Source organism: Streptomyces sp. NPDC020490 (assembly GCF_044335305.1).
Taxonomy (GTDB): domain Bacteria; phylum Actinomycetota; class Actinomycetes; order Streptomycetales; family Streptomycetaceae; genus Streptomyces.
The window spans coordinates 110488-132082 of record NZ_JBIRUY010000008.1; the positions used below are offsets into that span (position 1 = coordinate 110488).

The following is a 21595-nucleotide window of genomic DNA, read 5'->3' on the forward strand; positions in this document are numbered from 1 at the left end:
TTAGTGGACACGATTGCCAGCCTCTTCAGCTTCATCACGACACCTGTCTCCTGGGTCATCGTCCAGTTCCACACGGTGTACGGCGCGATCTTCGGCCCGGACACCGGGTGGGCCTGGGGCCTGTCCATCGTGTCTCTGGTGATCCTGATCCGCATCTGCCTGATCCCGCTCTTCGTGAAGCAGATCAAGGCGACCCGGGCGATGCAGACGCTCCAGCCCGAGATGAAGAAGATCCAGGAGCGCTACAAGAACGACAAGCAGCGCCAGTCCGAAGAGATGATGAAGCTGTACAAGGAGACGGGTACCAACCCGCTCTCCTCGTGCCTTCCCATCCTCGCGCAGTCCCCGTTCTTCTTCGCCCTGTACCACGTGCTCAACGGCATCGCGACGGGCGAGACGATCGGCGTCATCAACGAGCCGCTGCTCGCCAGCGCCCGTAAGGCGCACATCTTCGGTGCCCCGCTGGCCGCGAAGTTCACGGACAGCGCCGAGAAGGTCGCCCAGCTCGGCGCCACGCTGACCGATGTCCGTGTCGTCACCGCGATCATGATCGTGATGATGTCGGCGTCGCAGTTCTACACGCAGCGCCAGCTCATGACGAAGAACGTCGACACCACGGTGAAGACGCCGTTCATGCAGCAGCAGAAGATGCTGATGTACGTCTTCCCGGTCATGTTCGCCGTCTTCGGCATCAACTTCCCGGTCGGTGTTCTCGTCTACTGGCTGACCACCAACGTGTGGACCATGGGCCAGCAGATGTACGTGATCCACAACAACCCGACCCCGGGTTCGAAGGCCCAGGCCGCCTACCTGGAGCGCCTGACCAAGCACGTCACGCACCACGGCAAGGTCCGTCGGCGCAGCGAGCGCACCATCGTCAAGGCGATCGTCGCCAAGGGCCGGGACCGCAACGAGTTCGAGCGCAAGTTCATCAACGGCCTGAGCAAGGCGGGTCTGGCGGCGCAGGCCGACGGCACCGTGGTCAAGAGCGAGGGCGCCGTCGCCGTAGAGGTGCAGGACGGTGCTACGCCGACGACGGGCGGCGGTGCCGCCGCCGTGAAGCGCCAGCAGCCCAAGCGTCAGACGAAGGCCCAGCGCCAGTCCGGTGCTGTCAAGGCAGCCGGCGAGTCCGAGCCGAAGACGTCGTTGAGCAAGTCCGAGGAGCCCGAGGACGCCAAGCCCGCCGCTGCCGAGAAGGGCGCCGCAAAGCCCGGCAGCGGTACCCGCAGCAAGGCCCAGTCCGGACAGCGCAAGGGCCCGCAGCGGCCCAAGTCCCCGTCCAAGAAGTAAGAAGGAGTCCATCCCGTGACGGAAGGCACCACCTCCGCCGCTGCCGAGGGTGCAGACACCCTGACCCGCCTGGAGCAGGAGGGCGAGATCGCGGCGGACTACCTCGAGGGTCTGCTGGACATCGCCGATCTCGACGGCGACATCGACATGGATGTCGAGGCCGACCGCGCCGCTGTCTCGATCATCAGCGACACCGGCAGCCGCGATCTGCAGAAGCTCGTCGGCCGTGACGGTGAGGTGCTGGAGGCCCTCCAGGAGCTCACGCGCCTGGCGGTGCACCGGGAGACCGGGGACCGCAGCCGGCTGATGCTGGACATCGCGGGCTACCGGGCCAAGAAGCGCGCCGAGCTGTCCGAGCTGGGAGCGAAGGCCGCCGCCGAGGTCAGGAGCACCGGCGAGCCGGTGAAGCTGAAGCCGATGACGCCGTTCGAGCGCAAGGTCGTGCACGACGCGGTCAAGGCCGCGGGCCTGCGCAGCGAGTCCGAGGGCGAGGAGCCGCAGCGCTTCGTCGTCGTGCTTCCCGCCTGATCGGTCCCCACGTTTCTCCGGCCCCGTCTGTTGTAGCGCAGGCGGGGCCGGTCTTTGTCAGCCTGATAGTTCTGGTGGTCGGCGCCCGGTGCGCCGATGCGGTACGGAAGGACGGTCCCCGTGACGGAGGCAGCGGAGCTTCCCCCTGCGCCCGAGCAGGCGCGCGAAGTGTTCGGCGATCGGTTCGCGGATGCGGTCCGGTACGCGGAGCTGCTCGCCGAGACGGGTGTGCAGCGTGGTCTGATCGGTCCGCGTGAGGTGCCCCGGCTCTGGGAGCGGCACCTGCTGAACTGCGCGGTGCTCTCGGAGGTGGTTCCCGAGGGTGTCACCGTGTGCGATGTCGGCTCGGGCGCCGGTCTGCCCGGCATCCCCCTGGCACTGGTCCGGGAGGATCTGAAGATCACCCTGTTGGAACCTCTGCTGCGGCGGACGAACTTCCTCACCGAGGTGGTGGAGCTGCTGGGCCTGGACCATGTCACGGTGATGCGGGGGCGTGCCGAGGAGGTCATGGGGAAGCTGACGCCGGTCCATGTGGTGACGGCACGAGCGGTCGCCCCGCTGGACCGACTGGCCACCTGGGGCATTCCGCTGCTGCGTCCCTACGGGGAGATGCTCGCGCTCAAGGGCGACACCGCCGAGGAAGAGCTGAAGGCGGCTGCCGCGGCGCTGAGCAAGCTGGGTGCGGTGGAGACGTCCATCCTGCATGTCGGCGAAGGCATCGTGGATCCGATGTCCACGGTGGTCCGGGTGGAGGTCGGGGAGAGCCCCGGCGGCGTGCGCTTCGCGGCGAAGCGTGCGAAGGCGGCGCGGACCGGACGTGCGCGCCGGCGTCGCTGAGCGTTCCTGACGTTCCGCCGTACTCCACACAAGCTGCGCCACCCGTGTGTGTCGGAGTGTCGCCCTGATGGGATCCGAGCCGCTGTGCATCGTGTTTCACGTGAAACGTCGCTCACTGCTCCACGGCATCATCAGCCGCGGTCGCGCCGCGGCCGAACCCCGCGACCGAAAGCCTCTGGGTTCACTCGACGAGGCACCGGTTCCCCACGACGCAGCGTCCTCCCCGGGGGGCACGAAGTTGTCCACAGAGGTGGATTTCTCCACAGAAGACAAGGCCTCACTGGTTCGTGACCCCGAAGGCATGGGAGGCTCTGTTCATTGCGAGCCTGAAGTCGAGGAGAGTGAATCCTTGCGGTCCGACGCCAACATCGCGGGACCGATGACCGATCCGGTCCCCGGTCCCCGTAGCGAGTCGAGGGGGGAGGATGTTTCACGTGAAACGCCGCCTCCGATGGACGACACTCCGATCGGTCGTGCTGCCCAACTGGCGGTGGAGGCTCTGGGCCGCGCCGGCGAGGGCCTGCCGCGGCCTGAGCAGACCCGAGTCATGGTGGTCGCCAATCAGAAGGGCGGCGTGGGCAAGACCACGACGACCGTCAACCTTGCCGCCTCCCTGGCGCTGCACGGTGCCCGTGTACTGGTGATCGACCTCGACCCGCAGGGCAACGCCTCCACGGCGCTGGGGATCGACCATCACGCCGACGTCCCGTCCATCTACGACGTCCTCATCGAGAGCAAGCCGCTCGCGGAGGTCGTCCAGCCCGTCCCGGACGTCGAGGGACTCTTCTGCGCTCCTGCCACGATCGATCTCGCCGGTGCGGAGATCGAGCTGGTGTCGCTGGTGGCCCGCGAGAGCCGGCTGCTGCGGGCGATCCAGGCCTATGAGCAGCCGCTGGACTACATCCTGATCGACTGCCCGCCGTCGCTCGGCCTGCTGACGGTCAACGCCTTGGTCGCCGGGCAGGAAGTCCTCATCCCGATCCAGTGCGAGTACTACGCGCTGGAGGGTCTGGGGCAGCTGCTGCGCAACGTCGACCTGGTCCGGGGGCACCTCAACCCCGCACTGCACGTATCGACGATCCTGCTCACCATGTACGACGGCCGGACGCGGCTCGCGTCCCAGGTCGCGGAGGAGGTGCGCAGCCACTTCGGCGACGAGGTGTTGCGGACGAGCATTCCGCGCTCGGTCCGCATCTCCGAGGCGCCGAGCTATGGACAGACCGTGCTGACCTACGATCCGGGGTCCAGCGGCGCCCTGTCCTATCTTGAGGCGGCACGAGAAATCGCGCTGAAGGGTGTCGGTGTCAGCTACGACGCGACGCACGCCCATATCGGTGCCCAGAGTGATCCGAACATGGTGGAGGGGATTCAGTGAGCGAGCGACGGAGGGGTTTGGGTCGTGGTCTCGGCGCACTGATCCCTGCTGCCCCGACGGAGAAGACGCCGGTTCCGACGGCGGTGGGGGGTGCCGGTTCCCCCTCTCAGGCGACTGTTCCGGTGCTGACGACCGACCGCGGTGTCGCCGCGGCGAAGGTGGCCACGCTGCCGCCTGTTTCACGTGAAACCGAGGAGCCGTCGGTCGGCGGCACCACGGAGCGGCCCGCACCGCCCGTGGGCGCTCACTTCGCGGAGATCCCCCTCGACTCCATCAGCCCGAACCCGCGTCAGCCGCGTGAGGTCTTCGACGAGGACGCGCTGCACGAACTCGTCACCTCCATCAAGGAGGTCGGCCTCCTCCAGCCGGTCGTCGTACGGCAGTTGGGTCCCGGCCGCTACGAGCTCATCATGGGCGAGCGGCGCTGGCGGGCCTGCCGTGAGGCGGGCCTGGAGGCGATCCCGGCGATCGTGCGGGCCACGGACGACGAGAAGCTGCTGCTGGACGCGCTCTTGGAGAACCTGCACCGCGCGCAGCTGAACCCGCTGGAAGAGGCCGCCGCCTACGACCAGTTGCTGAAGGACTTCAACTGCACGCACGACCAGTTGGCGGACCGTATCGGCCGGTCCCGTCCGCAGGTCTCCAACACGCTCCGCCTGCTGAAGCTGTCGCCCAAGGTCCAGAACCGGGTGGCGGCCGGAGTGCTGTCCGCCGGACACGCCCGGGCGCTGCTGTCCGTGGAGGACCCGGAGGAGCAGGAGCGGCTGGCCTACCGGGTCGTGGCCGAGGGGCTGTCGGTGCGGGCCGTCGAGGAGATCGTGACCCTGATGGGGTCGCGCCCGCAGGCGGCCCGGCGACCCAAGGGCCCGCGGGCAGGCGCCCGCGTCTCTCCGGCACTGACCGACCTGGCGACGCGGCTCTCGGACCGCTTCGAGACGCGCGTGAAGGTCGAACTGGGCCAGAAGAAGGGCAAGATCACTGTCGAGTTCGCCTCCCCGGAGGACCTCGAGCGGATCCTCGGCACGCTCGCTCCGGGAGAGAAGCTGGCCCTCCAGGCCAGCCTCGCCGAGGACGACGGTGAGGAGAACGAGGGCTGAGCCGGTGGTCGGCCCGATGGGCTCGACCGGTCAGCCAAGGGGGCGGGCCGTGTCCGGTGTGTACCGGAACACGGCCCGCTCTTTGCTTTCGGTCGGTATTGACGCAATCGCATCGTGGATACGATGCGTTCGGGTACGGCGCATCCACGTGGCAGTCCCTCTGGGACAAGCCTGGGCCATGCGAATGATGAGCCGCACCGGGACCGGTCAGCGCGGGGCTGGGCCTGGGCGCGGTCGGCGGTTTCGCCGGCAGTCCGCTCAGGGAACGGAGTGCTTTGACAGCCGCCCGTGACGGGGCGGGCGAAGGAAGCGAGGAACAGCCTTCATGGGGCGTCGGCTCGTACCGCTCACGCTGGACAACCTTCAGGACCTTCCCCAGCGCTGCCGCGCGTGCGTCTTCTGGGAGTTGGACCCAGTCAGCGGCGAAGCAGCGGTAAGAGCAGGCACGGCCGCACTGGAGAAGGAGTCCTGGATCTCAGCCGTGCTCCTGGACTGGGGATCATGCGGCCGGGTGGTGTACGTCGATGACGTGCCGGTGGGCTTCGTGCTCTACGCCCCTCCTGCGTACGTCCCCCGCTCCACGGCGTTTCCCACGAGCCCCGTCTCGCCGGATGCGGTGCAGTTGATGACGGGCTTCATCATGCCGGGCTATCAGGGGCAGGGCCTGGGACGCGTGATGGTGCAGACGGTCGCCAAGGACCTTCTGCGCCGGGGCTTCAAGGCGATCGAGGCGTTCGGCGACGCCCGCTGGAGGGAACCGGCCTGCGTGCTGCCGGCCGACCATCTCCTGGCCGTGGGCTTCAAGACGGTCAGGCAGCATCCCACCTATCCACGGATGCGGCTGGAGCTGCGCACGACGCTCTCCTGGAAGGAAGACGTGGAGATGGCCTTGGACCGGCTCCTGGGAGCCGTGCAGAAGGAACCGGCGCTGCGTCCCTTGTGACACGCGGCCGCTGTCATGCGAATGGGCCAGCCCGTCCGGGCTGGCCCATTCGTGTTTCACGTGAAACATGCGCCGCCGACCGCTCGGCGGCGCGCCCGACTAGTCGGCGATGAAGTCCTCGAGGTCGCGGACGATCGCGGCCTTCGGCTTGGCGCCGACGATGGTCTTGGCGACCTCGCCGTTCTCGTAGACGTTCAGCGTCGGGATGGACATGACGCCGTACTTGGCCGCCGTTTCCGGGTTCTCGTCGATGTTGAGCTTGACGATCTCGATCTTGTCGCCGTATTCCGCGGCGATCGCCTCGAGGGACGGGGCGATCTGGCGGCACGGACCGCACCAGGCGGCCCAGAAGTCCACCAGGACGGGCTTGTCGCTCTTGAGGACGTCCTCGTCGAAGGAGTCGTCGGTCACGTTCTTCAGGGTGCCGGCCACGGCGGGCTCCTTAACTGGTTGGTGCGTGGGGCGGACAGGAGTCAGACAGAGGTCTTCTCGGGCTCGGCCTTCTCCTCGTCCGCGAGGGCGGCGAGGTAACGCTCGGCGTCGAGGGCGGCGGAGCAGCCCGTGCCGGCGGCGGTGATCGCCTGCCGGTAGGTGTGGTCGACCACGTCGCCGGCCCCGAAGACACCGGACAGGTTGGTGCGGGTCGAGGGGGAGACGACCTTGAGGTAGCCCTCCTCGTCGAGGTCGAGCTGGCCCTTGAAGAGTTCGGTGCGCGGGTCGTGGCCGATCGCGATGAACAGGCCGGTGACCGCCAGGTCGGACAGTTCGCCCGTCTTGACGTTGCGCAGCTTCAGGCCCGAGAGCTTCGGGTCGCCGTGGATCTCGGCGACCTCGCTGTCCCACACGAACTTGATCTTCGGGTCGGCGAAGGCGCGCTCCTGCATCGCCTTGGAGGCGCGCAGGGTGTCCCGGCGGTGGACGATCGTCACCGACTTGGCGAAGCGGGAGAGGAAGGTGGCCTCCTCCATCGCGGTGTCGCCACCGCCGATCACGGCGATGTCCTGGTCCTTGAAGAAGAACCCGTCACAGGTGGCACACCAGGAGACGCCGCGTCCGGACAGGGCGTCCTCGTTCGGCAGGCCGAGCTTGCGGTGCTGCGAGCCGGTGGTGACGATGACGGCCTTCGCCCGGTGCACGGTTCCGGAGGTGTCCGTGACGGTCTTGATCTCACCGGTGAGGTCGACGGAAACGACGTCGTCGGGGATGAGCTCGGCACCGAAGCGCTCGGCCTGGGCGCGCATGTTGTCCATGAGCTCGGGCCCCATGATGCCGTCCCGGAAACCGGGGAAATTCTCCACCTCGGTGGTGTTCATCAGGGCGCCACCGGCGGTGACGGCGCCCTCGAACACCAGCGGCTTCAGCGACGCGCGCGCGGTGTAGAGCGCCGCCGTGTAGCCGGCGGGCCCGGAGCCGATGATGATCACGTTACGGACGTCGCTCACGGCTTGTTTCCTCGTCTCTGGACTGCGTCGTCGGACCGGTGGGAGAGCCTCTTGCCCGCTCTCACCCCACCCAACGGATCCTAAGGGGCGCGCATTCCCGCTGTGTCCGGGCACACGGAACCATGCACCGTACGGGATGCCATGCGGGCGGGAGACGAAGCGTCAGCCGGACGACCGTGTGTAGGACTGCTCCAGCAGAACGTCGGCCTTGGCGGACGACGGGTGGGTCACACACGTCGAGTCCACGATGTACGCGGTCACCTTCGTGCTGTCGGACGAGTCGGGCAGCACCACGAGCAAGGCGTCGCCGCCCTTGTAGGTGCCTTCCTCGGTGGCGAGCGCCGGGTCGGTGCGACCGATGCCCTTCTGGACGCAGTCCGGGACGGCGGGCGTCCGGAGGAGCTTGGGCGACGCGATACCGGAACCATTCTGCACCCCATGGCTGTGCGGGGCGCTGGAGCCGGTGTCCGAGCCCCGCTCCTTCGCCAGGAGGTCGGAGACGTGCTGTTCCAGCTTGCTCTGTGAGAAGGTGTCCGCCGCGGTGGTCTGCCGGCCGTCGGCCTGCGTACCGGTCGACGCGTCGTCGTCCAGCGTCGTGACGAGGACCGAGCCGAGTCCCAGAGCGGCGACCGCGAAGACCGTGCCGAGGACGGCGGCCCTGCGACGGCCGCTCCGCCTGCGGTCCTTGCGGCCCGGGCCGGTGGTCGAGACGCGGGCGCGACGCGTGGGGCGGTCGGTCGTGGGCGATGTTTCACGTGAAACACGCGTGCCGTCGTTCATGTCGGACGGTGAGCCGGAGCCGGTCGCCGGCTGCTGGGAGCCGGAGGTGCCGGGCGTCGTCGCGCTCAGCAGAGCCTCGGCCGCGAGGGCCGCGTCGATACGCCCGGCGATGTCGGCGGGCATGCGCGGCGGGCCGGGGAGGGAGCCGAGCAGGCCCCGGATCTCCTCCAGCGACGCGTAGACGTCGGCACACAGCTCGCAGTCGTCCAGATGCCGTCGTACGTCCGTGGTCCTGGCCGGCGGGAGGAGTCCTTCGGCGAGGTCGGAGATCTCGGCGATGTCCGGGTGCCCGGCACTGTCCTGCGTGGATGTCACGCTCGCCCACCTCCGCCCTTCACAGCAGCTGAATCATTCGGCTCGGCGTCCGGCCCCGGGTCGCGGACACCGGCCGGCGGTCCCGCTGCGGGTGGGACGGATGCCCCGGGCGTCCGGTTCCGCCTCTGCCCGCGTTCGTCGCCGTCGTCGGCGTTATCCGCCCGCAGATGGGTGAGCAGGGGCAGGAGTCTCGCTCTGCCTCGGGCGCAGCGGCTCTTCACCGTGCCGGTGGGGACGTCGAGCATGCGGGCCGCCTCGGCGACCGGGTAGCCCTGCATGTCGACGAGGACGAGGGCGGCACGCTGGTCGGGCGACAGAGTGCCGAGCGCTTCCAGCAGCTGGCGGTGGAGATCGTTGCGTTCCGCCGGGGCGGACGCCTCCTCGTGGGGCTCCAGCAGCTGCTCCAGCCGCTCGGGGTCGTCGACGGGCGATGTCTTCCGTGAGGCGGTCTTGCGGGCACGGTCGAGGCAGGCGTTCACCGTGATCCGGTGCAGCCAGGTCGTGACGGCCGACTGCCCGCGGAACGTGTGCGCGGCCCGGTAGGCGGAGACGAGGGCGTCCTGGACGGCGTCGGCGGCTTCCTCACGGTCGCCGAGCGTCCGCAGCGCCACAGCCCACAAACGGTCCCGATGACGCCGCACGAGCTCACCGAAGGCGTCGGGATCACCTGCCACGTGACGGGCGAGGAGGTCCTGATCGCTTGCGTCGCCGTATGCGTTTCCATCCGCCATCGGCCCCCTCCCCCTTGCCCTCAGCCGGTCACCTTGATGTCGGCGACCCTGCCTCGGTAGGTGCCTTCGCTGGTGAGTGGCAGCTCAGTGAGCCAGACCAAAAGATAGCGAGACTTGAGCGACTGGCCCGGCTTGAGCGTGACAGTCGTACCGGAGCCGTCGGCGACCTTCGTGAAGGCGTCGAAAGACGTGGGCTCCGAAATCGCGTCACTGGATGCGGCACGCAGTTCGACGGACGTGTTCCCGACGAACGTCACGGTCACCCTGCCCACCTGCTGGACCTTGCCCAGGTCGAGAATGATGCCGAGGCCCGGCTTGAGATTGCCGAAGTTGGCGCCCTTGTAGAAGTCTGTCTGCCAGTAGGTGGCGAGGCTGCTGTCGTAGGTCTTGCTTATGTCGGACGGCTTCTCGGACTGGTCGCCGAACGGGTCGAAGTCGCGTGCTCCTTCGATGGCGATCGGCTTGAGCGGCTTCGTCTTGCTGTTCTTGTCGTTGCCGTCCGTCGTCTGGGTCTTGTTCGTGTCGTCGGACTTGTCGCCGTGGTCCATGAGGGCGTCCGCGAGCTGCCAGCTGCCCAGGCCCAGGGCGGCGATGAGGAGGGCCGAGACGGCCCACTTCAGCGCCTTGCCGGTGCGGCTCTGCAGCGGGGCGGGCGGGGCCGGCACCGGCTGGGTGACGCCGGGGTGCGGCGCCGGGCGGCCGTACGAGCCTTGTTGGTACGTCGTGCGCTGGTACTCCGGCGGCGCGGTGAACGCCGGCTCCGGCGGGCGGATGCGCGGCATCTCGCCGATCGCCTTCACCAGTTCCTCCGGCGTGGTGCACGGCGACTCGTGACGGGAGGCGGTCGCGCCGTCGTTGACGAGTGCGCGCATGGCCAGTTCGGACAGGCCGCGGTGGACACCGGCCCGCACCTGGTCGGGCGCGATCAGTCCGACGTCCTTGGGCAGCCCCGACAGGCCGTAGGCGTCGCTCTCGTACGGCCAGCGCTGGGTGAGCGCCGCATACAGAAGCGCGCCGACGGCCTCGGTGTCGGCGCGCTGCGGGCTCTCCGAGCTGATGCCCCGCAACGCGGCGTTCACGGCGAGGCCGCGGATGCGCCACTGGCCGCTGGAGGTGCGCAGGACCGCGTTGGGATTCAGGCGCAGATGGGCGAGGCCCTCGCGGTGGGCGGCGGCCATCGCGGAGGCGATCTGGCTGACCATCTGGTAGGCGTCGTGCGGCTCCAGCGGGCCGGACGCGAGCAGCGTGGTCAGTTCGACGGCGTCGGGCAGCCACTCGTGGACGACGTAGACGAGGTCGTTCTCCTCGACGGCGTCCAGCACTTGGACGAAGCGGGGATCGCCGAGCAGCGCGGAGGAGCGGGCGGCGGCGAGGACGGCGCGGGCCCGCGAGTGGTCCGCGGGCAGGATGTGGACGCCCACGGCACGGCGCAGTTTCTCGTCCACCGCACGCCAACTGCTGAATCCGTCCAGACGGGTGACACACTCCTCCAGCCGGTACCGTCTGGCCAGCTTGTGACCGCTGTGCAACTCCGGCGGTGAGACCTTGCCGGGACCGTCGGTCCCCCCGCTCCCCTGTGCCTCGTCGATGTCCGTGTCCCACTCCCGGTTCTGGGCCACCCCGTCGGCCGTGGACTGGTCCGCCTGTGCGGTCAGCGGCTCATCGCCACTGTTGTCTGCCACGTCGACGGCAGCCGTGCTCCGTTCCGCCACCGTCGTTCCTGCCTCCCCATCCCATGCGCGCCGACCGACGTCCGTGCGCGCCGTCCGACGCCGAAACCAATTGTGCCCACAGTCCGCCTGTATGCACGACACACGACAGCGGACGATGGTTGTGCGCGTACCCCCGCCTCAGCGGCCCAGACGCCCGCGCACCATGCCGACCAGTGAGTTCAGTTCCTCGATGCGCATCCGCCGCGCCGCGAGGAAGAAGATGCCGAGCAGCACCGCCCCGCCGACCAGCAGCGCCGCGAACGATCCGGCCACGCCCTGGCCGAGCGTGTGGCCGATGGCGTAGCAGGCCGCGCCGCTGAGCAGCGCCGCGGGCACCGAGGCGATGCACAGCCGCGCGTACGTCCGCAGCACGCGGGCGCCGTCCAGGTCGCCGCCGAGGCGCTTGCGCAGCCGGTTCCAGGCGACGCCGACGCCGATGGCGTAGGCCAGGCCGTACGAGGCCGACATCCCGACCACGGCCCAGCGCGCCGGGAGCACGAAGTAGCAGACCACCGAGGCGCCCGCGTTGACCGCGGCGACGATGACCGTGTTGTAGAAGGGCGTCCGGGTGTCTTCGTAGGCGTAGAAGGCGCGCAGGACGACGTACTGCACGGAATACGGAATCAGGCCGAGGGCGAAGGCCATCAGCATGAATCCCATGTTGGTGGCCTCCCTGGTGCCCGAGGAGCCGAAGATCAGCGTGCACATCGGGATGCCGAGCGCGAGGAAGCCGAAGGCGACCGGCACGATGGCGACCGCCGTCGTCCGCAGGCCCTGGGAGATGTCGTCGCGGACGGCGCCGCCGTCGCCCTCGGCCGCCGAGCGGGAGATGCGCGGCAGCAGGGCGGCCATCAGCGAGACGGTGATGATGGCCTGCGGCAGGCCCCAGATCAGCTGGGCGTTGGCGTAGGCGGAGAAGCCGGTGCCGTCGACCGGCGACGCCTTGCCGGCCGCCGTGGACAGCTGGGAGACGACGAGGGCACCCGCCTGGTTGGCGAGGACGAAGAGGACCGTCCACTTGGCGAGTGTGGCCGCCTTGCCGAGGCCGTGGCCTTTCCAGTCGAAGCGCAGCCGCATCCGGAAGCCGGTCTCGCGCAGGTACGGGATCATGGCCAGGGCCTGGACCACGAGACCGAGCAGCACGCCGATGCCGAGGAGGCGCTGGCCCTCCGGCGGGATGTTCGTGACCTCCATGCCGGAGTCCGCCGAGGTGCCGTACACCCAGATGAACGCGCCGAGCGTCACGATGATGACGATGTTGTTCAGGACCGGGGTCCACATCATCGCGCCGAACTTGCCGCGCGCGTTGAGGATCTGCCCCATGACCACATGGATGCCCATGAAGAAGATCGAGGGCAGGAAGTACTGGACGAAGGTGACGCCGACGGCGTTGGCCGCCGGGTCGCTGGCGACCGAGTCGGACAGCAGACGGATCAGCAGCGGGGCGGCGAAGATCGCCGCGGCGGTGAGCAGGCCCAGCGCCACCATCACGAGTGTCAGCAGGCGGTTGGCGTATGCCTCGCCGCCGTCCTCGTCCTCCTTCATGGCACGCACCAGCTGCGGCACGAACACGGAGTTGAGGCCGCCGCCGACGGTCAGGATGTAGATCATCGTGGGCAGCTGGTAGGCGACCTGGAAGGTGTCGCCGAGCAGGCCGACGCCGAGGGCGGAGACGATCAGCGCGGAGCGGACGAAGCCCGTCAGGCGGGAGACCATCGTGCCCGCCGCCATCACGGCGCTCGACTTCAGCAGGCCCGACGCGCGGCCGCCCTTCTTGGCGGCGGGCGCGGGAGCCGGTGCGGGGGGCTCGGTGGCGGTGCCGAGGTTCATCGTCCGGTCGTCCGCCGGCACCGGGACCGCCACGGCCGGCTCCGGCCCGCGCGGGGGCGCGGCCGGGCCCGGCACCGCCCGGGCGTCCACCGGAAGCCGGGGCCCGCCGTCCTGCTGCTGGTCGCGGAAGAGATGGGCGAAGGCATCCGGCTGGTGGCGCTCCTCGCCGGCCTCGGTGACCAGGTCGTCGACGCCCACGTACTGCGTCGTCCGCGGATCGTCGCCGTAGGGCAGGTGCCGGCTGGGGCCGTCCGGCTCGGGGGCCGGGGTCTGCGCCCACACCCGCGGGTCGGGGGCGTGCGCCGCCCTGGGCGGCTGCGAGTGCAGCGGCTGCTGCGGCTCGTACGTGCCCGCGGGCGGCGGGGGGTGCGCGGCGCGGTCGTAGAGCGCCTCGGCGACGGGGTCCTGCGCGGAGAGGCGCTGCTCGCGGTAGGGGTCCTGGTCGTAGGCGTCCTGGAGGTACATGTCGCCGGCGGACTGCGACGGTACCTGGCCGTGCTCGGGCGGCGGGCCCTCGGGGTGACCCGGGCTGCCCGCAGCCTGGCCGCGGTCACCGTCGTACGGCGCGTTCATGGTTACCCCACCTCATCGTCCCGGGCCGACCGGCCACGACATCCTCAACGGTCCACTCTCTCACCCGTGCCGGACGGGTCTGTGCTTTCCGCCGCGGTGTCCGGTGTCCGGTCACTCGGCTGGTCCGGGTCCTCCGCCCGGGCGTCGGTGCCGGACTCCTTGTCAAGACGGTCCTCCGGGTCTCCGGGGTTCTCCGGGCCGTCGGCCGTCGGTGCCGTCTCGTCTGGACCGTCGTCCGGACCGTCGTCCTCGGCCTCGCGGGCGGCGGCGCGCTTGCGCTGGGTGTACATGCGGAAGCCGGCGAGGACGAGCAGGAGGAAGCCGCCGCCGATGACGAGCATCACAGTGGCCGTGAACTCGGTGACCTTGACCTCGAACCTGACGGGTGCGCCGTACGCCTGGCCGTCCTCCGTGTACAGCTGGGCGATCACCGTGGCCTGGCCGTTGGCCCTGGCCGAGGTGGTGAACTTCACCGTCTGGCTGTGCCCGCCGGACACCGCGACGGGCTGCTCGTCGAAGGCGTCGCCGCCGATCTGCAGGCGGGTGGGGCTCGTCGAGCTGAGGCGCAGCTCCAGGTGCCCGACGCCCTGCACCAGGTTGTTCTGCACGGTCACGGGGATCGTGGCGCTGCGTCCGGAGAGTTTGGTGTCGGACTTGTCGATCAGCTTGACCTGGCCGGTCAGGTCGTCGAGATGGGACTCCACGCTGTCGCGGAAGCTCTCCGTGGCGCGGGCGCGTCCGCGCCACGACGTGGACATCTCCCGGTTCATCGCCCGCCCGAAGGGGGTGACCACCCGGGACTGGTCGGTGAGGATCACCTTGAAGTTGTCGAGCTTGTCCTGTGTGGTCGCGGTCTGCTCGAACGCGGACCGCGGCAGCTCCTGCCTGCGCAGCGCCGAGGGGTAGTCGGACCTGGAGGGGATCCTCGTCGTGGCGCCCGGGTCGGGCTTGGCGGCGGCGGCCGCGGCGAGTTCCTGGGACTCCGACCAGGTGCCGCTCTGGAGTGCGCTCAGCGCTTCGGCCATCGCGTGGGCCTGACGCACGGTCGGCATGCGCTGCGGGGCGACGACGACGCTGCGGGTCTTGTTCGACTGGGCGTTGAGGGCCAGGCCCAGGGCCAGGAACCGCTGCGTGGCCAGCGTGGTGCCGGAGGCCTTCGTCAGGTCGCCCTGGAACGCCGTCGACAGCCGGGCGTCGGCGACCACCGCGGTGGTGCCGCCCCCGATGGGGCGGGCCGCGGACGGCGTGTACGGCAGGTCGCCGGTTTCCTGGAGGCTGTCGCTGCGGGCGATGATCTTGTCGGCGCCGGCGGAGGTGGCCACCTTGACGATCGACGGGTCGACCGCGCCGTCCACGGGCCAGGCGAAGTCCGTGTTCGGCTTCACATGGAGGATCGGCTCCACGGTGTTGGCGACGACGTCGGTCGCCTCCTTGAGGTGGCTGAGCGAGCCGGTGACGCTCGTGCCGTTGTGCGCGAGGGAGGCCAGGTCGGGATCCCCGAAGGGCAGTGCGACGACCTCCTTGCCGGCCACCGCCTTCTGCAGTTCGGCGAGCCACTGCTTGGCGACCGCCTGGTGCGTGCCGGCCCTGGGTGTACCGCTGCCGGTCTGGACCTTGTAGCTGCGGGTCATCGCGTCGACGGAGGCCAGCAGGTCCGGGTCGACCACCCAGGTGACGTCGAGGCCGGCGCCCAGCGACAGCATCTCGTCGAGGCGGCCTCCGGGCGAGATCTCCGCGGCGAGATCGTCGTTGAGGAAGACCGGCGTCTGCTGTTCGTTCGACCCCGTCTCCGCCGTCATGTGGACGGTGGACACGAGCGGCCACAGGAACGTCGTCCTGGTCTTGGCGGCGGCCTCGTCCGGCTTCCAGGGCAGGAAGGTCCGCCGGACGCCGAGGACCTGCTCCCAGGGCTGTGCGGAGGTCCGTCCGGACAGCGAGACCGTGAACTCGTAGACGCCGTCGGAGCCGAGGTCCAGTTTGTCGACCGGCACGGAGATGCTGAAGTGCTCGGCGACTCCGGGGGCGAGCTCGGCGAACTTCTCCACGTACTTGCCGCCCACCTCCTGGCCGGCCGGTACCGGAACTTCGCCGCTGTTCTGGGCGGTGTTCTCGATGGCCGAGCGGGTGCGGAGCTGTGGGCCTACGCGCAGGCCCACATGGGCGCCGGTGACGGCCTGCTTGCCGTTGTTGGTGACGGTGCCCGTCACGGTCAGCGTGTCCCCGTCCTGGGGAAGGCTGGGGCTGAGCGAGTCGAGGGCGACGGCCACCGCGCCGGAGCCGGAGGCCCGCACCGCCGAGGTCGGTCCGGCGGCGTGTGCGGCGGCGGGCGAAGGCAGCTGCAGGAGACCGGCGAGAAGAGGCGCCCCCGCGAGCAGGGATCCGGTGCGCCGCAGCCACCGGCGGGCAGGTGAGGAACTCATCCCCTGGAAGTCTGCCGCCTCGGCCACGCGCTCGCCCGTCCCTCGTCGTCGTCAGTGGTCGTCGGAATGTGCGTCCACGCATGGTAACGATGCCCGCTGAGGGGAAGTGCCACGGACCACTCCACAAGATCGGGGAGCAGGGAGCCAGCCGCCATGTATATACGGACAAGGGAGGTTAGAGCATTGTTGAACCTTGAGCGCACTTCTTGGGCTGGTATCGGATGGAATGTCCGTGCGCGTCGAATAGGGGCGCTCGCGGACGCCCGGGCCACGTACCCTCTTCTGTTGTGCCGAACGCCAACGAAGACTCTGCCAGCGCCGTGAACCAGGAGCTGCCCGCGATGAGCGAACCACTGCGGGTCGCCCCTGTAGCCGACGACCTCGCCCGCCGTTTCCAGGAGGCCGGGTTCTCGCTCGCCCTGGTCGGCGGTTCGGTCAGGGACGCGCTGCTCGGCCGGCTCGGCAACGACCTGGATTTCACGACCGACGCCCGCCCCGAGGACGTCCTGAAGATCGTCCGGCCGTGGGCGGACGCCGTGTGGGAGGTCGGCATCGCCTTCGGGACGGTGGGGGCCCAGAAGGACGGCTACCAGATCGAGGTGACGACCTACCGGTCGGAGGCCTACGACCGCACCTCGCGCAAGCCCGAGGTGTCGTACGGCGACTCCATCGACGAGGACCTCGTCCGGCGCGACTTCACCGTGAACGCGATGGCCCTCGCTCTGCCGGAGCGGCGCTTCATCGACCCGTACGGCGGGCGCGACGACCTTGCCGCGCGGATGCTGCGCACCCCGGGCACGCCCGAGGCGTCCTTCTCGGACGACCCGCTGCGCATGATGCGGGCCGCGCGCTTCGCCGCACAGCTCGACTTCGAGGTGGCTCCCGAGGTGGTGGCGGCCATGAAGGAGATGGCCGGCCGCATCGAGATCGTCTCGGCCGAGCGGGTGCGGGAGGAGCTGAACAAGCTGATCCTGTCGGCGCACCCGCGCAAGGGGCTGACGCTGCTGGTGGACACCGGCCTCGCCGACCACGTGCTGCCCGAGCTGCCGGCGCTGCGTCTGGAGAGCGACGAACATCATCGCCACAAGGACGTCTACGAGCACACCCTGATCGTCCTGGAGCAGGCGATCGCGCTGGAGCGGAACGGACCCGATCTGGCACTCCGGCTGGCCGCCCTCCTGCATGACATCGGCAAGCCGCGCACGCGCCGGTTCGAGAAGGACGGCCGGGTCTCCTTCCACCACCACGAGGTGGTCGGCGCCAAGATGACCAAGAAGCGGATGACGGCCCTCAAGTACTCCAACGAGCTGGTCAAGGACGTCTCGCGCCTGGTCGAACTCCACCTGCGTTTCCACGGATACGGCACGGGCGAGTGGACGGACTCCGCGGTCCGCCGTTACGTCCGTGACGCCGGCCCGCTCCTCGACCGGCTCCACAAGCTGACCCGCTCGGACTGTACGACGCGCAACAAGCGGAAGGCCGCGACGCTCTCCCGTGCCTACGACGGACTGGAGGAACGCATCGCCCACCTTCAGGAGCAGGAAGAGCTCGACGCGATCCGCCCGGACCTCGACGGTAACCAGATCATGGAGGTCCTGGGCGTCGGCCCCGGCCCCGCTGTCGGCCGCGCCTACAAACACCTGCTGGAGCTCCGCCTGGAGAACGGTCCGATGGGGCACGACGCGGCGGTGGCGGCCCTCAAGGAGTGGTGGGCCGAGCAGGGCTGAGGTGAGCGACGGGGCATGTTTCACGTGAAACATGACGCCGGAACGCCAAAGGGGCGGTGTTTCACGTGAAACACCGCCCCTCCGCGCATCCGGGTTACTTCTTGTAGTCCTTCAGGCAGAGCAGGAAGTCAGTACCGTCGCCGGACTCGGTGTACGAGTACTGGAAGTCCTTGGCCTTCTCCGTGCACTTGCTCTCGGCCGTGAGCGCGGAGTACGTGCCCTCGATCTTGGCGAGCACGACGTACTGGGCCTTCGCCGAGCTGCACTCGACGACCTCGAGGTCCGGGTTGTTGTCGTCGGTGCTGCCGCGGTGCATGCAGTCGCCGACGGCGGCCGTGTTGGCGTCGTCGCGGCTGGCTATGTAACCGCCGATGGCCACGCCGAGGACGGCGACGACGATGACGATGTTCTTGATCGTCTTGAAGCCGATCTTGCGGCTGGGCTGCGGCGGCACGGGGGCGTAGGGTGCGGCGCCGGGCTGGGGGAACCCGGGCTGACCCGGCTGCTGCGGGTAGCCGCCCTGGGGCGGGTACGGGGCCTGGCCCTGAGGCTGGCCGTAGGGCTGCTGGCCCTGGGCGAACGGGTTCTGGCCCTGAGGCGGAGTAGTCACTTGGGGGTCCCCCTAAAAGCATGGGTACGTGACGCGTAAGACGCGAGTAAGACCCACGTAAGCTACCGGCCCCCACTGACAACGCTGTAGCCGATAAGAACTCTGTGGCTTTGATGTGACACTTACCGGCGCTCATAGCGGGCCATAGCGGCAGCAACCGATCCGTACGTCACGGCGACCATGACGACCAGGAAAGCCGAGCGGCCGTCAGGAGGCAGCACCAGGGCGGCTGTTCCCGCCGCGCCGACGAAGGCCACGTTGAACAGTACGTCGTAGACGGAGAAGACGCGGCCCCGGAAGGCGTCGTCGACCGAGGACTGCACGATCGTGTCCGTGGCGATCTTCGCGCTCTGAGTCGTCAGTCCCAGGACGAACGCCGCGGCCAGCATGGGAGTTCTGGCGAACGGGAGGCCGAGGGCGGGCTCCAGAACCGCGGCGGCCGCGGCGCAGGTGACGATCCACCAGCCCGGCCCGAGGCGTCCCGCGGCCCACGGTGTCACGACGGCCGCCGCGAAGAAGCCGGCACCGGACACCCCCAGCGCCAGCCCCAGCAGGGCGAGTCCGCTTTCGGTGGTGGAGGTGAAGGCGTACCGGCACAGCATCAGCAGCATGACCAGCAGCGCGCCGTAGCAGAAGCGCATGAGGGTCATGGTCATCAGTGCCCAGGCGGCCTCCCGGCGCGGCGGGGCCGCGAGATGACGCACACCGGCCACCAGGTCACGGGCGCTGCCGCTGAGTGCCGTCAGCAGCCGGGGCCGCACCAGCTCCGGTTCCGGTCCCAGCTCGTCCGGTGCGATACGCAACGACGCGAGGGCCGCGCACAGGTACAGCGACGCCCCCAGCAGCACCACGGCGGCGTCGCTGTCCGCGAATGCCAGCCGTACCAGGAAGGCGAGTCCGCCGCCCGCGGTCGCGGCGAGCGCACCGGCGGTCGGGGAGAGGGAGTTGGCCACCACCAGGCGTTCCTCGTCGACGACGCGCGGCAGTGCGGCGGACAGGCCAGCCAGGATGAAGCGGTTGACGCCGGTGACGCACAGGGCGGAGACGTAGAACAGCCAGTCCGGGGCGTGGCCGACCATCAGCAGGGCGGTCGCCGACGCCATCACCGCGCGGATCAGGTTGCCGTGGAGGAAGACCTGCCGTCGGCGCCAGCGGTCCAGCAGGACGCCGGCGAAGGGGCCCACCAGGGAGTAGGGAAGCAGCAGGACCGCCATCGCGGAGGCGATCGCGGCGGCCGAGGTCTGTCTCTCCGGCGAGAAGACCACGTAGGTGGCGAGCGCGACCTGGTAGACGCCGTCGGCGCCCTGCGACAGCAGTCGCACGGCGAGCAGGCGCCGGAAGTTCCTGAAGCGCAGAAGGGTGCGCAGGTCACGGACGACGGCCATGGAGCACAGCCTCACACACGGAGGGTCCCCGGGTCTTACGACCCGGGGACCCTCAGGCCCTGGCAGGAGCGGTCTCGGTGCGTGCTTAGCGGTCGACCTCGCCGCGGATGAACTTCTCGACGTTCTCGCGGGCCTCGTCGTCGAAGTACTGGACCGGCGGGGACTTCATGAAGTACGAGGACGCGGACAGGATCGGGCCGCCGATGCCGCGGTCCTTGGCGATCTTCGCGGCGCGCAGGGCGTCGATGATGACGCCGGCGGAGTTCGGGGAGTCCCAGACCTCGAGCTTGTACTCGAGGTTCAGCGGGACGTCACCGAAGGCGCGGCCCTCGAGGCGGACGTACGCCCACTTGCGGTCGTCGAGCCAGGCGACGTAGTCGGACGGGCCGATGTGGACGTTCTTCTCACCGAGGTCCCGGTCGGGGATCTGGGAGGTGACGGCCTGCGTCTTGGAGATCTTCTTGGACTCCAGGCGCTCGCGCTCGAGCATGTTCTTGAAGTCCATGTTGCCGCCGACGTTCAGCTGCATCGTGCGGTCCAGGATCACACCGCGGTCCTCGAACAGCTTCGCCATGACGCGGTGCGTGATGGTGGCGCCGACCTGGGACTTGATGTCGTCGCCGACGATCGGCACGCCCGCCTCGGTGAACTTGTCCGCCCATTCCTTGGTGCCGGCGATGAAGACCGGGAGGGCGTTGACGAAGGCGACCTTGGCGTCGATGGCGCACTGGGCGTAGAACTTCGCCGCGTCCTCGGAGCCCACGGGCAGGTAGCAGACCAGAACGTCGACCTGCTTGTCCTTGAGGATCTGGACGACGTCGACCGGCTCGGCGTCGGACTCCTCGATGGTGAGGCGATAGTACTTGCCGAGGCCGTCGAGGGTGTGGCCGCGCTGGACCGTGACGCCGGTGTGCGGCACGTCGCAGATCTTGATGGTGTTGTTCTCCGACGCGCCGATCGCGTCCGCGAGGTCGAGGCCGACCTTCTTCGCGTCGACGTCGAACGCGGCGACGAACTCGACGTCACGGACGTGGTAGTCACCGAACTGCACGTGCATCAGGCCGGGGACCTTGGACGCCGGGTCGGCGTCCTTGTAGTACTCGACTCCCTGCACCAGCGACGCGGCGCAGTTGCCCACGCCGACGATGGCTACGCGAACCGAACCCATTCCGGTTGCTCCCTGTGTGTACGAGTGAGGTCCTGAGTGGACCGTCACGTGGCGGTGTCGCCGGGCGTATCCGGCCCGGGGGTGTCCCCGGGCCGGGGCAGGCCGCCCGGCGCTCCAGATGTGGTGTCCTGCTGAGCGGACCCCCCGGACGCGGAACCACTGAGGTCCCGCCCGGCCCGCTCGCTCTCGATGAGCTCGTTCAGCCAGCGCACTTCGCGCTCCACGGACTCCATCCCGTGGCGCTGGAGCTCGAGTGTGTAGTCGTCGAGGCGCTCCCGGGTGCGCGCCAGGGAGGCGCGCATCCTCTCCAGCCGCTCCTCCAGCCGGCTGCGGCGGCCCTCGAGCACGCGCATGCGTACGTCGCGCGACGTCTGCCCGAAGAAGGCGAAACGGGCGGCGAAGTGCTCGTCCTCGTAGGCGTCGGGGCCGGTCTGCGAGAGCAGTTCCTCGAAGTGCTCCTTACCTTCCGCCGTCAACCGGTAGACGATCTTGGCGCGACGTCCCGCGAGCGGAGCGGCGAGGGCGTCCTCGGTGGTGGTCCCCGGCTCCTCGATCAACCAGCCGTTCGCGACCAGCGTCTTGAGGCAGGGGTACAGCGTCCCGTAGCTGAACGCCCGGAACACTCCCAGTGACGTATTGAGCCGTTTGCGCAGCTCGTAGCCGTGCATCGGGGATTCGCGGAGCAGGCCGAGTACGGCGAACTCGAGGATGCCGGAACGTCGGCTCATCCTCTCGCCCCCTCGTCTTATCTCGCGCTGATGTATCGACTCGATACATCACGACGATAGAACGGCCGCCCGGATGCGACAAGTGGGGAAACGGTGAACGGGGT

The 21595-nt window shown here is 69.3% G+C and carries 18 protein-coding genes; 7 read left to right on the plus strand and 11 right to left on the minus strand.

Annotated features, from left to right (window positions below; translation table 11 throughout):
- Window positions 1-3 precede the first annotated feature (3 nt).
- The 6 genes from yidC (at window position 4) to ACH4ZX_RS11355 (ending at window position 6070) form a co-directional block, all read left to right on the plus strand.
- Window positions 4-1290, plus strand: coding sequence for a membrane protein insertase YidC (yidC, locus tag ACH4ZX_RS11330; protein ID WP_398270984.1), 1287 nt, complete (start codon window positions 4-6; stop codon window positions 1288-1290).
- A gap of 15 nt (window positions 1291-1305) precedes the next feature.
- Window positions 1306-1818 (plus strand): R3H domain-containing nucleic acid-binding protein, encoded by a 513-nt coding sequence (locus ACH4ZX_RS11335; RefSeq protein WP_360753896.1) that lies wholly within the window; start codon window positions 1306-1308, stop codon window positions 1816-1818.
- Between the two features lie 120 nt (window positions 1819-1938).
- Window positions 1939-2655: a 16S rRNA (guanine(527)-N(7))-methyltransferase RsmG gene (rsmG, locus tag ACH4ZX_RS11340; protein WP_351886043.1), complete on the plus strand. Its 717-nt coding sequence runs from the start codon at window positions 1939-1941 to the stop codon at window positions 2653-2655.
- A gap of 301 nt (window positions 2656-2956) precedes the next feature.
- Window positions 2957-4030: a ParA family protein gene (locus ACH4ZX_RS11345; RefSeq protein ID WP_351886359.1), complete on the plus strand. Its 1074-nt coding sequence runs from the start codon at window positions 2957-2959 to the stop codon at window positions 4028-4030.
- On the plus strand, window positions 4027-5127 hold the full coding sequence (locus ACH4ZX_RS11350; RefSeq protein WP_398270988.1) for a ParB/RepB/Spo0J family partition protein: 1101 nt from the start codon (window positions 4027-4029) through the stop codon (window positions 5125-5127). Before ACH4ZX_RS11345 ends, ACH4ZX_RS11350 begins: the two co-directional genes overlap by 4 nt.
- A 325-nt stretch (window positions 5128-5452) precedes the next feature.
- Window positions 5453-6070, plus strand: a complete 618-nt coding sequence (locus tag ACH4ZX_RS11355) for a GNAT family N-acetyltransferase (RefSeq protein ID WP_398270991.1) — start codon at window positions 5453-5455, stop codon at window positions 6068-6070.
- Between the two features lie 99 nt (window positions 6071-6169).
- Here the strand turns inward: ACH4ZX_RS11355 and trxA are convergent, their stop codons facing one another.
- The 7 genes from trxA to ACH4ZX_RS11390 form a co-directional block, all read right to left on the minus strand.
- Complete coding sequence (trxA, locus tag ACH4ZX_RS11360; RefSeq protein ID WP_360753887.1) at window positions 6170-6502, minus strand: thioredoxin; 333 nt, start codon at window positions 6500-6502, stop codon at window positions 6170-6172.
- Window positions 6503-6543: 41 nt separating this feature from the next.
- On the minus strand, window positions 6544-7512 hold the full coding sequence (gene trxB, locus ACH4ZX_RS11365; protein ID WP_398270996.1) for a thioredoxin-disulfide reductase: 969 nt from the start codon (window positions 7510-7512) through the stop codon (window positions 6544-6546).
- Between the two features lie 162 nt (window positions 7513-7674).
- Window positions 7675-8607: an anti-sigma factor family protein gene (locus tag ACH4ZX_RS11370; RefSeq protein ID WP_398270999.1), complete on the minus strand. Its 933-nt coding sequence runs from the start codon at window positions 8605-8607 to the stop codon at window positions 7675-7677.
- Entirely contained in the window at window positions 8604-9338 is a 735-nt protein-coding gene (gene sigM, locus ACH4ZX_RS11375; protein WP_398271002.1) for an RNA polymerase sigma factor SigM, read from the minus strand. The genes ACH4ZX_RS11370 and sigM overlap by 4 nt, the downstream gene beginning before the upstream one ends.
- 20 nt (window positions 9339-9358) lie before the next feature.
- Window positions 9359-11050 carry a serine/threonine protein kinase gene (locus tag ACH4ZX_RS11380; RefSeq protein WP_398271005.1) on the minus strand — a complete coding sequence of 564 codons (1692 nt, stop codon included), beginning with the start codon at window positions 11048-11050 and terminating at the stop codon, window positions 9359-9361.
- 138 nt (window positions 11051-11188) lie between these two features.
- Window positions 11189-13453: a murein biosynthesis integral membrane protein MurJ gene (gene murJ / locus ACH4ZX_RS11385; RefSeq protein ID WP_398271008.1), complete on the minus strand. Its 2265-nt coding sequence runs from the start codon at window positions 13451-13453 to the stop codon at window positions 11189-11191.
- Between the two features lie 44 nt (window positions 13454-13497).
- The gene (locus tag ACH4ZX_RS11390) at window positions 13498-15900 is read right to left on the minus strand and encodes a DUF6049 family protein (protein WP_398271011.1); all 2403 of its coding nucleotides are present in this window, start codon (window positions 15898-15900) and stop codon (window positions 13498-13500) included.
- A 260-nt stretch (window positions 15901-16160) separates the two neighbouring features.
- Here ACH4ZX_RS11390 and ACH4ZX_RS11395 point away from each other — a divergent pair, with 260 nt between their 5' ends.
- Complete coding sequence (locus ACH4ZX_RS11395) at window positions 16161-17600, plus strand: CCA tRNA nucleotidyltransferase (RefSeq protein ID WP_398271014.1); 1440 nt, start codon at window positions 16161-16163, stop codon at window positions 17598-17600.
- A gap of 94 nt (window positions 17601-17694) precedes the next feature.
- On the opposite strand, the gene ACH4ZX_RS11400 is transcribed toward ACH4ZX_RS11395, so the two are convergent.
- The 4 genes from ACH4ZX_RS11400 to ACH4ZX_RS11415 form a co-directional block, all read right to left on the minus strand.
- Window positions 17695-18210 carry a hypothetical protein gene (locus ACH4ZX_RS11400; protein WP_398271017.1) on the minus strand — a complete coding sequence of 172 codons (516 nt, stop codon included), beginning with the start codon at window positions 18208-18210 and terminating at the stop codon, window positions 17695-17697.
- 122 nt (window positions 18211-18332) lie between these two features.
- Window positions 18333-19595 (minus strand): MFS transporter, encoded by a 1263-nt coding sequence (locus tag ACH4ZX_RS11405; RefSeq protein WP_398271020.1) that lies wholly within the window; start codon window positions 19593-19595, stop codon window positions 18333-18335.
- Between the two features lie 85 nt (window positions 19596-19680).
- Window positions 19681-20763, minus strand: coding sequence for an inositol-3-phosphate synthase (locus tag ACH4ZX_RS11410; protein ID WP_324790112.1), 1083 nt, complete (start codon window positions 20761-20763; stop codon window positions 19681-19683).
- 44 nt (window positions 20764-20807) lie between these two features.
- Complete coding sequence (locus tag ACH4ZX_RS11415) at window positions 20808-21491, minus strand: helix-turn-helix transcriptional regulator (RefSeq protein WP_360753860.1); 684 nt, start codon at window positions 21489-21491, stop codon at window positions 20808-20810.
- Window positions 21492-21595: the final 104 nt, after the last annotated feature.

Coding starts and splice junctions, on each gene's coding strand:
- ACH4ZX_RS11345 (WP_351886359.1), top strand. CDS start 2,957: ATGGGAGGCTCTGTTCATTGCGAGCCTGAAGTCGAGGAGAGTGAATCC.
- ACH4ZX_RS11355 (WP_398270991.1), top strand. CDS start 5,453: ATGGGGCGTCGGCTCGTACCGCTCACGCTGGACAACCTTCAGGACCTT.
- sigM (WP_398271002.1), bottom strand. CDS start 9,338: ATGGCGGATGGAAACGCATACGGCGACGCAAGCGATCAGGACCTCCTC.
- murJ (WP_398271008.1), bottom strand. CDS start 13,453: ATGAACGCGCCGTACGACGGTGACCGCGGCCAGGCTGCGGGCAGCCCG.
- ACH4ZX_RS11405 (WP_398271020.1), bottom strand. CDS start 19,595: ATGGCCGTCGTCCGTGACCTGCGCACCCTTCTGCGCTTCAGGAACTTC.
- ACH4ZX_RS11410 (WP_324790112.1), bottom strand. CDS start 20,763: ATGGGTTCGGTTCGCGTAGCCATCGTCGGCGTGGGCAACTGCGCCGCG.
- ACH4ZX_RS11415 (WP_360753860.1), bottom strand. CDS start 21,491: ATGAGCCGACGTTCCGGCATCCTCGAGTTCGCCGTACTCGGCCTGCTC.